12 protein-coding genes are annotated in these 12,080 nt (G+C 34.2%); all 12 read left to right on the forward strand.

What is annotated here, in order from left to right; genetic code table 11:
- The first annotated feature begins 159 nt into the window (after positions 1-159).
- Positions 160-1,173 (forward strand): OmpA family protein, encoded by a 1,014-nt coding sequence (locus ABI657_RS17530; protein ID WP_348098564.1) that lies wholly within the window; start codon positions 160-162, stop codon positions 1,171-1,173.
- 62 nt (positions 1,174-1,235) lie between these two features.
- Positions 1,236-1,685 (forward strand): hypothetical protein, encoded by a 450-nt coding sequence (locus ABI657_RS17535; RefSeq protein WP_348098565.1) that lies wholly within the window; start codon positions 1,236-1,238, stop codon positions 1,683-1,685.
- A 90-nt stretch (positions 1,686-1,775) separates the two neighbouring features.
- Positions 1,776-2,459, forward strand: a complete 684-nt coding sequence (locus ABI657_RS17540; RefSeq protein WP_348098566.1) for a GNAT family N-acetyltransferase — start codon at positions 1,776-1,778, stop codon at positions 2,457-2,459.
- 192 nt (positions 2,460-2,651) lie between these two features.
- Positions 2,652-3,836, forward strand: a complete 1,185-nt coding sequence (locus tag ABI657_RS17545; protein WP_348098567.1) for a hypothetical protein — start codon at positions 2,652-2,654, stop codon at positions 3,834-3,836.
- Positions 3,837-3,990: 154 nt separating this feature from the next.
- A complete protein-coding gene (locus ABI657_RS17550) occupies positions 3,991-6,372 on the forward strand; it encodes a TonB-dependent receptor (protein WP_348098568.1) in 2,382 nt (793 codons plus the stop codon).
- Between the two features lie 36 nt (positions 6,373-6,408).
- Positions 6,409-7,230 carry a DUF4249 domain-containing protein gene (locus ABI657_RS17555; RefSeq protein ID WP_348098569.1) on the forward strand — a complete coding sequence of 274 codons (822 nt, stop codon included), beginning with the start codon at positions 6,409-6,411 and terminating at the stop codon, positions 7,228-7,230.
- Between the two features lie 11 nt (positions 7,231-7,241).
- Positions 7,242-7,724: a GyrI-like domain-containing protein gene (locus ABI657_RS17560; RefSeq protein ID WP_348098570.1), complete on the forward strand. Its 483-nt coding sequence runs from the start codon at positions 7,242-7,244 to the stop codon at positions 7,722-7,724.
- 8 nt (positions 7,725-7,732) lie between these two features.
- The gene (locus ABI657_RS17565) at positions 7,733-8,176 is read left to right on the forward strand and encodes a DUF1572 family protein (RefSeq protein ID WP_348098571.1); all 444 of its coding nucleotides are present in this window, start codon (positions 7,733-7,735) and stop codon (positions 8,174-8,176) included.
- Between the two features lie 123 nt (positions 8,177-8,299).
- On the forward strand, positions 8,300-8,962 hold the full coding sequence (locus ABI657_RS17570) for a thiamine diphosphokinase (protein ID WP_348098572.1): 663 nt from the start codon (positions 8,300-8,302) through the stop codon (positions 8,960-8,962).
- 211 nt (positions 8,963-9,173) lie between these two features.
- Entirely contained in the window at positions 9,174-10,124 is a 951-nt protein-coding gene (gene rlmF / locus ABI657_RS17575; protein ID WP_348098573.1) for a 23S rRNA (adenine(1618)-N(6))-methyltransferase RlmF, read from the forward strand.
- Positions 10,125-10,231: 107 nt separating this feature from the next.
- Complete coding sequence (locus ABI657_RS17580) at positions 10,232-11,170, forward strand: alpha/beta hydrolase (RefSeq protein WP_348098574.1); 939 nt, start codon at positions 10,232-10,234, stop codon at positions 11,168-11,170.
- 83 nt (positions 11,171-11,253) lie between these two features.
- A partial coding sequence (locus ABI657_RS17585; RefSeq protein ID WP_348098575.1) for a DEAD/DEAH box helicase family protein occupies positions 11,254-12,080 on the forward strand: 827 nt, incomplete at its 3' end.

Genomic DNA, 12,080 nt, shown 5'->3' on the forward strand with positions numbered 1-12,080 from the left:
CAGACCAATTAATAATATCAAAATTCAAATCAATTAATTTCACCCAACGGGTTATTTACAATACAACATAGAAATATCAAGAAACGCAAGTTAGCAAGTGCTGATTTTTGTAAGTTGACAGGCATTTTAAAAGCAGCATAAAATAAAATAATATATCGTATGAAAAATTCAGGAACAAAATTAGTTATCGCAGGATTGGCCTTACTTGTCATTTCTTGTAACAATAAGGCTGAAAAACAGCAAGAAAACAATCAAGACAGTCTGCAAACCGAAATTCCGGATGACAAACAACCGGATAATAATTCAGGTACATTTGATATTAATTCCGTTCCGGTTTCAGATAAAGAGTTGGGCGAATTTCCATTCTTTAGCTTACCAAAAGGGGTGGAAGAACAAAACAAAGCGATTAAAAGAAGTTTTGATATGCTGTTTTTTCCTATCAATGGAGTTATGACACCAATAGAAGGAAAAGTATGGAAAAGTTATATTGTTGTAGCAGAAGAAAGTGAAGAAAGCTGGTCTTTGCCCTATTTTCTAAAAAGCTATGATGAGGCAATAACTTCCATAGGCGGCGTTAAGATTTTTGACGGAAAAGTTGCTAGTGAAGAATTAGAAAGAGTAAAGGAGCAGGCCACTTATTTTGGTGAAGAAGGCTCACTTGATTATTGGAACGATCCTGTCAGGACTTATCTAATTCGCAGAGCTAATGGTGATGATATTTACATACAGATTGCAGGTAATAGTGCCAGCGGTCAGCTTCAGATCCTGCAAAAAGCGCCATTAAAGCAAACCATAACGTTATTAAAATCCGACCAAATCCAAAAAGATTTAAAGGATAAAGGCAAAGCGGTTCTGCACATCAATTTCGATACCGATAAAGCGACACTAAAAGCAGATGGTAAAGAAGCCGTAGCTGAAATTGCGAAAGCATTGACCGCTGATAAGACAATGAAAATTGCTATTAATGGTTATACCGATAACACAGGTGATGCAACACACAATCTGGATCTTTCCAAAAAAAGGGCAAAAACGGTAGAAACAGAACTGGAAAAAAGCGGTATTGATTCGAAACGCCTGGTTTCTGAAGGTTTTGGGCAAAGCAATCCAATTGCGGAGAATAATTCAGAAGAAGGTAAAGCACAAAACAGAAGGGTAGAATTGGTAAAAAAATAATAACACATCACGTCATATCATATAACCTTCGCTAATAACGAAAAAACTAAACCCCAAAAATCATGAAAATTACGATTTCCCTGTCGGTATTATTTATGTTATTGACTACTACTATTTTCAGTCAGACGATTACTGATTTAAAACTAAAGGGTAAAGAAATTCCAAAAACCTATACTTTAAGCGATGGAAATAACTGTGTTTCACCTCAGGCCTGTACTTTTTATAATGATATTGAAACCTACACTAATATTGTTGGAAAGGTAAAAAGCAAGGCAATTCAAAGTTTTAAGAGCAAAAAAGATAGTGGCTCCATCATGTATTTTGAATTTGAAAACAGATTTAAAGGCGAAAGGTTTTTGCAGGGTATGTTGTGGGGAAAAGAAGGTCAGCCGTCTGAAGAGCATCCGGAGGAATATGTTGCAAAAGGAAAATTTCTGATTATCTGGAGTTTTCATGCTGACAGTCCGATCAGGGAAAATTCTGAAGCTAAAGTTGATGCTGTTTTGCAATAAAGAATAATGCTATATTTTTCTGATTCAGTGTAAAATAAATAATATAAGTTTCTCAAATAACAAAATGGACATCAGATATAAACAAATACAATGAAATCCATAGAAGAATATAAATTGGACAATCCGGTTTGGAATTCATTATCAGAAACCCATCAGGAATTTGCTGTTAACTTTGGCGGTATTAAGTTTTACAATCCTTATTATTGTCCTTTTGGAGGTTTTACAAAATTGGAAAATACAGAAGAGGCCTGTGATAAATATTCGTCATTAACGGAAAATTTCTTTATTGTTGGTGAAAAGCCTAAAATACCTGATTTTTTAGAAATTGCGAAAGAATTAGTCTGCCTTCAAATGATTATTCATGAAAAAATTCAATTACCAATTAATGGTGAAATTGTTAAATTGACAAACAATCACAATGAAGCTTTGTACGATTTAGTAAATTTGATTCAGCCAGGCTATTTTAAAAATAAGACTTTTTTATTGGGAGATTATTACGGCATTTTTAAGAATAAGCAATTAATAGCCGTTGCCGGAGAAAGAATGCGTATGAATGAGTTTACAGAAGTCAGTGCGATTATTACGCATCCGGATTATACCGGAAAAGGATATGCAAAGCAATTGATTACACATATTGTAAATAAGATTTTTGATCAGCAAAAAAAACCTTTTTTACATGTTGTAGAAAGTAATATTAATGCGATTGTACTTTATAAAAAACTTGGTTTTGAAACAAGGCGTAAAATTAGTTTTTGGAATATACGAAGTAATTAAAATATCTTTTACATTTTTGTTATCCTTACAAAATGCACATTAAGCAAAACAAGAGGACTAAAATATTAATTTTCCTTTTTTTAATTCTATCCACAGCCATTATACTTTCTCAAAAAAAATATCATCTTATTTAAAATAGGATGAGATTTTTTAGTTAAAAAATATATATTTACACCTCTAAATCAATTCAGGATGCAAAAAATTACTTTATCTGTTTTACTTGTTTTTTTAATTTTTTCCTGTGGCGTAAAGTCGACCGAGTCCATGATCAGCGGCGGTGATTATGATGGTGCCATAAACAAATCGGTCGAGTCATTACGAACTAATAAAGATTCGAAGGGCAAACAGGATTATGTGTATTTACTGGAAGAAGCTTTCGCAAAGGCGAAAGAAAGAGATTTGAGGGATGTAGATATGCTGGTTAAAGAAGCGAATCCGGCTAATTTTGAACGTGTTTACAATACCTATTTAGGATTGAATGACCGTCAGGAAAAAATTCGTCCCCTGCTGCCATTGAAATTAATTAAGCAAGGCAAAAACGCCACCTTTGCTTTCGAGAGTTATGCTGACAGGATTATTGAAAGCAAAACAGCCTTATCAAAATATTTGTATGATAATGCGGGAGTGCTGCTAAAATCAAAAATCAAGGAAGATTACAGAAAAGCGTATGATGACCTGGCTTATCTGGAAAAGATAAATCCGGGCTATAAAAATGTCAAAAAACTGATGGAAGATGCACAGTTTAAAGGAACTGATTTTGTGAATGTGTATGCCAAAAACCAAACGAATTTAGTAATTCCTAAACGTCTTCAGGATGATTTATTAGATTTTAGTACCTATGGTTTAAATGATAAGTGGACGGTTTATCACAATGCAAAACAAAAAAACATTTCATACGATTACAATCTTGTTGTTAATTTCAGGGAAATAATAATTTCACCGGAACAAATTAAAGAGAAGGAATTCAGTAAGGAAAAACAAATCAAGGATGGTGTCAAAAACCTTTTGGATTCAAGAGGGAATGCTGTAAAAGACAGTTTGGGCCGCCCGATAAAAGTCGATAATTTAAAAAATATCCAAATTAATATTTACGAGTACAAACAATTCAAATCCTGTCAGATTTTGGCGAAGATTGATTACATCAATGCAAGGGATAATCAATTGATGCAGTCGTTTCAGTTATCCAGCGAGTATGTTTTCGAATCGCTTTATGCTACTTACAAAGGAGATAAAAACGCCTGCGACGAAAGTTATCTTCCTAATTTTAATAGGAGAGCAGTTCCTTTTCCTAATAATGAACAAATGATTTACGATACCGGAGAGGATTTAAAAATAAAATTAAAAGGAGTCATTACGCAAAATCGAATCAGAGGATAATCTGTTCAAAACAAGGAGGAAGGTTTTGAATTTGGAACGTTAAGACAACTATTTTTATCATAAAAAAGATAAAAAATTCTTAACTCATTTTTAACAATTGTAATACAACAATATTTACTTACAATTGTTAACTATGTATCTCAAAATCCAGACGATGATTTCAAAAAATTTTGGCACGTTTATCATTCTTGTTCTTACGACATTAACTTCATTTTCTCAGGAAAAATTTACCCTAAGCGGTACCATAACCGACTATAAAAATAACGAAACCCTTATAGGTGTCAACATCTATGTTCCCGCCTTAAAAGTTGGGGCAACTACGAACGAATATGGTTTTTATTCCCTTACGCTTCCTGCTGGAGAGCATCTGGTTGAAATTAGTTATGTAGGCTACCAGACTATTCAAAAAACAATTGTTTTAACCCAAAACACTAAAAATAATTTAGCTTTAAATGAAGGAGGAGAAGAACTTCAGGAAGTTATAATTACAGATAACAAAGGAAAGATAAATATAAAATCTCCTGAAATGAGTGCCAATAAACTCTCAATTTCAACTATCAAAAAAATGCCGGTTGTTTTGGGAGAAGTTGATATTTTGAAATCAATTTTGCTTTTGCCGGGAGTTACAAATGCAGGAGAAGGTGCTTCGGGATTTAATGTTCGGGGAGGTGGTGCAGATCAGAATCTTATTTTATTGGATGAAGCCAATATTTTTAATTCCTCTCACGTTTTCGGATTTTTCTCGGTGTTTAATCCCGATGCCATAAAAGATTTGAAATTATACAAAGGAGGAATACCGGCACGCTATGGAGGAAGAGCTTCGTCAGTGTTAGATATTTACCAGAAAGACGGAAACAGTAAAGAGTTTCATGTAAATGGCGGAATTGGATTAATTTCAAGCCGAATTTTGGCTGAAGGTCCATTGGTAAAAGATAAAGGTTCCTTTTTGATTGGCGGAAGGGCTTCTTACGCACATTTATTTTTAAAATTCTCTGAGGACCAAAAAGACAATTCAGCTTATTTCTATGATTTAAATACCAAATTGAGTTATAAACTAAATGATAATAACAGTTTGTTTCTATCCGGGTACTTTGGTCGTGATGTTTTTAGCCTGAACAAAAGTTTTACAAATATCTACGGAAATTCGACTTTAAATTTACGTTGGAATCACCTGTACACGGATAAGTTATTTTCGAATTTATCATTGATTTACAGCGACTATTATTACGGTCTTGATTTGGATTTTATAGGTTTCAAATGGGATTCCGGAATCAGGAATTATAATATCAAATACGATTTCAAAAACTATATTTCGGATAAATTCAAATTGAATTATGGTCTAAACGGAATTTATTATGAATTCAATCCGGGAACAATCAAACCTTCCAATGATGAATCCGGAATCAATCCGGATCAATTGGACAAAAAATATGCTTTTGAACCTGCTGTTTACATCGAGGCCGAAAATCAGCTTTCTAAAAAATTAACCATTTCATACGGATTGCGATACAGTTTGTTTTATCGTTTAGGTGAATCGAATATCAACTTATACGAAAATAACAATGCAGTCGTTTTTAATTCGGATTTACAGATTTACGAGAAAGGGACACCAATTTCAACGGAATTTTATGGGAAAAACAAGGTTGTTAAAAGTTATGACAACTTAGAGCCAAGATTTTCTGCCTCTTATCAGTTAAATGACGATCAGGCAATAAAAGCCAGTTATAACAGAATGTCACAATATCTTCAGTTGGTCTCCAATACATCTTCACCTACACCTCTAGATATCTGGATGCCTAGTGACAATTATATCAAACCTCAAATTGCAGATCAGGTCGCTTTAGGTTATTTCAGAAATATCAATGATGGGGCCTATTCACTTGAAGTGGAAACCTATTACAAAGAAATTCAAAACCGACTGGATTATATTGACGGTGCCGATTTAATTGCCAATGATGCTATTGAACAGGTTATTTTAAACGGACAGATGCGGGCGTATGGTTTAGAAATTATGGTAAAGAAAAACGAAGGTAAATTTAATGGATGGATTTCCTACACGCTATCAAAATCAGAACAGCAAACGCCCGGAAAAACTCCGGAAGAAATAGGAATCAATAACGGGAATTGGTATAGTTCAGCGTATGATAAAACGCATAATCTGGCCATTACATCTGCTTATAATTTAAATGAAAAGTGGTCTTTTGGAGCAAATTTCGCCTTACAGTCCGGGCAGCCGGTTACGTATCCTAACGGACAATACGAATATCTTGGAATAACCGTGCCAAGTTATGGTTTAAGAAATGAGCATAGATTGCCGGCTTATCATCATCTGGATGTATCGGCCACTTTAACTCCAAGAAGAAATAAAGACAGAAACTGGAAAGGCGAATGGGTTTTCAGTATTTACAATTTATACAATCGCCAGAATGCTGCTTCAATGAATTTCCGTCAAAATGTAGATACTGGTAATAATGAAGCTGTAAAAACTTCTATTTTCGGAATCGTTCCGGCTGTCAGTTATAATTTTAAATTTTAAAATGATTTTCTTCGAACAGGAAATAAAAAACATATCATGAAAAAAGCAATCTTATTAATCGTATTTTTTATATCACTTTTCTTCACAAGCTGTGAAGAAGTAGTTGATGTTGATTTGGATACCGCTCCTCCAAAACTGGTGATTGAAGCATCAATTAACTGGCAAAAAGGTACAACTGGCGTACAGCAAACCATAAAATTGACAACTACAACTGGTTATTTTGAGGATGAAATCCCGGTAGTTTCCGGAGCAACAATTTTTGTTAAAAATAGTGGAGGAGAACAATTCAATTTTGTTGAGGTTCCCAATACGGGACGTTACGTTTGTAATAACTTTAAACCAGTAATAGACGAAACCTATACTTTAACAGTTGTAAATGGCGGAAATACGTATTCAGCCAGCGAAACATTAAAGGCTGTAGCTCCAATAACGCGTGTCGAGCAAAACAATGAAGGTGGTTTTACAGGAAAAGACATAGAAATCAGGGCGTATTATAATGATCCTGCTGCTGTCAACAATTATTATATGTACAAATATGTGTATTCAAATAAGGTTACCTCTAATTATTATGTGGATGAAGATAAGTTTTTTCAGGGAAATGAATTTTTCAGTGTTTCAGATGATGATGAATTAGAAGTCGGTGACAAAGTAGAATTAACGCACTATGGAATCTCAAAACAATATTACAACTACATGAGTATTCTGGTAAGCATTGCCGGAAGTAATGTTGGAGGACCTTTTCAGTCTCCTCCTGCAACAGTCAAAGGAAATATTATTAATACAACCGACAAGGCGAATTATCCATTGGGCTATTTTGCGCTAAGCGAAACAGTAACAGAGAAATATATAATTGAATAATTGATTTCCTGATGAAAGCCAGAATTGAAACTATAAAGGAGAAAAAAATTATTGGAAAGTCAATTCCTATGTCCTATATTGAAAATAAAACGTTTCAGTTATGGAGCAGTTTTATGCCTGTTCGAAAAGAAATCAAAAGTTCGACAGACTCAAATTTATATTCTCTTGAAGTTTTTCCTGTTGGTTATTTTGATAATTTTAATCCAGGCAAAATTTTCCAAAAATGGGCAGGAGTTGAAGTTTCAGATTTCAACGAAATTCCTTCAGGTATGGAAACTTTGATTATTCCAACAGGAAAATATGCCGTTTTTATACATAAAGGCCCGGCAACGCAGGCAGACAAAACCTATCAGGCAATTTTTACGCAATGGCTGCCAAATTCCGGATACCAAGTTGATGAAAGGCCACATTTTGCCGTAATGTGTGAAAAGTATAAAAAAGACGACGCTGATTCTGAAGAGGAACTCTGGATTCCAATAAAAAATAACGTTTAAGTAGAAATATGGTAATCGAAACACTAAAATCGCTTTTTAACCGGGATCTTAATAAATTGAAATTTGAAATCGAATCGTATCAATCCGAAAGTCAGCTTTGGGTAATTGATAAAAATATTTCTAATTCAGCCGGGAATCTTTGCCTGCATTTAATTGGAAATCTAAATACTTTTATTGGAGCTGAAATTGGTAAAACCGGATACATCAGAAATCGCGAACTCGAATTTTCGCTTAAAAATATCCCTAAATCCGAATTGATAAACAAAATTGAAGCCACTATTCTGGTTGTTAATAATGCACTGAATTCTATAGTTGAAGCTGATTTAGAAAACATTTATCCCCAAATTGTTTTCGAAAAAGAAATGACAACGGGTTTTTTTCTCGTTCATCTTTCCACACATTTGGCATATCATTTAGGGCAGATTAATTATCACCGGCGATTCATTATTTAAGATTCCTCATCAATGATTTAGAATGCAGATTTAAAATTACTTTTGCAATCTGAAATCAAAATCGTTAATCATCATTCAAAAATCCCTTTCTTTCGTACATTTGCAATCTATCAAAACATTAAAATGTCATCACATCATATAGTTCGAGACGATCAGGAACCCGCATTAATTATTGCCAACGGAGCCGCCTGTAATCCTGAATTATTAGGACAATTGCTCGAATGGTCACCATTGGTTATCGTACTGGATTCTGCGATAGAAAGAGTAATTGAGTTAGATATAAAAGTAGATGTACTTTTGGGAGATTTTGATCGCGGTTTTGACCCGGAAATTTATAAAACATCACAATATCCTATTGAAATCGTGTATGCGCCTGATCAAAACAAAACCGATTTAGAAAAGGCTTTCGATTACCTGATCGACCGTAAAATTCCTGCCGTAAATGTGGTTTGGGCCACCGGAAAGCGAGCTGATCACACCATAACTAATCTTACCAACATTGTTCGGTACCGTGATTTGCTTAAAATTGTAATTCTCGACGACCATTCCAAAATATTTCTATTGCCCAATAAATTCGAAAAGTGGTACACGGCAAAAACGCCAATTTCCCTGATTCCCATTGGTGTTGTAAATGGTATTGATTCAGGGAATTTAACTTATCCACTGCAAAATGATACCCTGACAATGGGCTACAGAACCGGAAGCAGTAACTCCGTAGCCAACGACGGAATCGTTACTATAACCCACAAAAGTGGTGATTTGCTGCTAATGGAATGCATGGATTAATTTTCCTTTTAGATATTTTTTGAATTGATTTTTGAAATTAAATTTTGACATTGCCATTTGAATTTCAAGAAGCTATTTCCTGCTATCCACTCTATCTTTTATGCCGAACACCGGCACAAAAGGATGCTGCTTCCATCAGGGCTAGGGCTTTAGGTTTCATAAGTTCGTTTTCCGGAAAAGGAATGACTATCTTTGCACGGAAATTTACAAAATGAAAACAACAGACAATTCCGAAAAAACCAATTTGCATCCCCGAAATCTTCATCGTTCCCGTTATGATTTCGAACTTCTTATTGCAAATTGTCCCGAATTAAAAGCACATGTTGCGATAAATATTCACGGAATAGAAACCGTTGATTTTAGTAATCCTGTTTCTGTAAAATTGCTTAACAAGGCTTTACTGCAAACGTATTACGATATTCAAAATTGGGATATTCCTAAAAATTACCTTTGTCCGCCAATTCCCGGAAGAACAGATTATATTCATTATTTAGCTGATTTACTGGCTGATTCAAACGGAGGAGAGATTCCTCAGGGTTCTTCAGTTTTAGGTTTGGATATAGGAACCGGAGCCAATTGTATTTACCCAATTTTAGGAAATGCAATTTATGACTGGAGTTTTGTAGGTACGGACATTGATGAAATAGCAATTGAAAACTGCAGTAAGATTATCGAAGCGAATCCAAAATTGATTGATGCCATAAGTCTGCAGCAACAAACCGAATCGCGTTTTATTTTCAAAAATATTATCACCCCCGAAGATCGTTTTACTTTCACGATGTGTAATCCGCCTTTTCATGCTTCTGCCGAAGACGCCAACCAAAGCACTGTGCGTAAAGTCTCAAATCTAAATCCAAACGAAAAGAAAAAAACAAACCCTGTTTTAAATTTTGGAGGTCATAATGCCGAATTATGGTGTGAAGGCGGAGAGATTGGATTTGTAACCCAAATGATTTACGAAAGTGCCAAATTTCCCATGCAGTGCTTATGGTTTACGACACTGGTTTCAAAAAGAGAAAATTTATCCAGTATTTATAAAACCTTAAATAAAGTAAACGCAGCTTCGATAAAAACAATTGATATGGCACAGGGACAAAAAACAAGCCGTATTGTAGCATGGACTTTCCTAAGCGAAGCACAGCAAAAAACATGGAAAATTTAAATATTTTGCGATTTCAAAATTGTAATTATGATAGTTTAAATTGAAGTTTTGATACATTTGATCGTGTTATTCAAAGTATCTTTAAAACAAAATCGAATTTTACTATTATGACAAAATTTCTACTTAAATTCATGCTTTTGTTTTTACTTTTTAGTTGTTCATCTTCTAAGAAAGCAAAATTTGATGATTACGTTTTTCACACAAAAAAAGAAAAACAGTCTTACCTGAGTTCTTACGATAAAGCTTTAAAACTTTGGGATATTCCTTACACGGAAGAAAATATAAAAACTAGTTTTGGAACTGCACATGTTGTATTGGCAGGACCAAAAAACGGAAAAGATCTCGTTCTGTTGCATGGTATGGATGCCAGTTCAACAATGTGGTTTCCAAATATCAAGTCCATGGCTAAAAATCATCGTATCTATGCCATCGATTTTTTAATGGAACCCGGAAAATCGACACTAAGATCAAAGCCGCTTTCAAAAGAAGAAATTGTACTTTTTTATAATGAAGTTTTTAATTACTATAAATTAAAAAACTTTGATATTGTTGCCGCTTCCCGCGGGGGATGGATTGCTACTTTATTAGCAGCTCAAAAAAACAATTCAATTGATAAAATAGTATTGTTGAGTCCGGCCCAAACTTTTAAATTTATCGATAAAATGGGAAAATCTTCATCCGCTTTAATGTTGAAGCTTTTTCCAAGTGAGAAAAAATTCGGAAAGACATTAAAAACTTTTTCTACGCATCCGGAAAAAATCAGTCCTGTTTATAAAAGACAATTTTATCTGGCGAATAAATATGCAAAATCAAATTCCAGCATGTTAAAGATGACGCCTTTTTCTAATGAAGAATTAAAGTCTATAAAAAATCCTATCCTGGTACTTATTGGCGATCAGGATGTTATTAACTCTGATGAAAGTCTTGTGAAAGCAAAAGAGTTTCTGCCAAACAGTAAGACTAAAATGATAAAAGATGCAGGACATTTCCTGACTATAGATCAGGCAAAAATTGTAAATGAAGCTATTGTTAATTTTTTAGATTAGTAATAACTTAAATTCTTGGCATACTATATTTTATAGAATTCAAACTTTGTATCTTTACAAAACTAAATTTTTCATCAGTCAAAATGAATTTTAAAGTTTCCTCAGAGTACAGTCCAAAAGGTGATCAGCCGCAAGCTATTGAAAAATTAGTTCAGGGTATCACAGATGGCGAAAAGTATCAGACTTTATTAGGTGTTACGGGTTCCGGTAAAACATTTACGGTAGCTAATGTTATTCAGGAAGTACAAAAACCGACTTTGGTTTTGGCCCACAACAAAACGCTGGCAGCACAGTTATATTCGGAATTCAAACAGTTTTTTCCGAATAATGCCGTAGAATATTTTGTTTCTTATTACGACTATTATCAGCCGGAAGCTTTTATGCCGGTAACAGGTGTTTTTATTGAAAAGGATTTATCCATCAATGAAGAGTTGGAAAAAATGCGTTTAAGTACTACATCTTCTTTACTTTCAGGGCGACGCGATATTTTAGTTGTTGCTTCTGTCTCTTGTTTGTACGGTATTGGAAATCCTGTAGAATTTCAGAAAAATGTTATTGCTATTGAAAGGGGGCAGGTAATTTCCAGGACCAAATTATTGCACAGTCTGGTGCAGAGCTTATATTCCAGAACAGAGGCGGATTTTAATCCTGGCACTTTCAGGATTAAAGGCGATATTGTGGAAGTGTATCCGAGTTATGCCGATGATGCTTATCGAATTCATTTTTTCGGAGATGAAATTGAAGAAATTGAGTCGTTTGAAACAAAAACTTCAAACGTCATTGAAAAATTTAAAAAACTGACCATTTATCCTGCCAATATGTTTGTAACCTCTCCGGAAGTACTTCAGGGCGCAATTTGGGAAATTCAGCAGGATTTGGTTAAACAAGTCGATTATTTTAAAGAAATAGG

The organism is Flavobacterium sp., from assembly GCF_039930565.1.
Lineage (GTDB): Bacteria > Bacteroidota > Bacteroidia > Flavobacteriales > Flavobacteriaceae > Flavobacterium.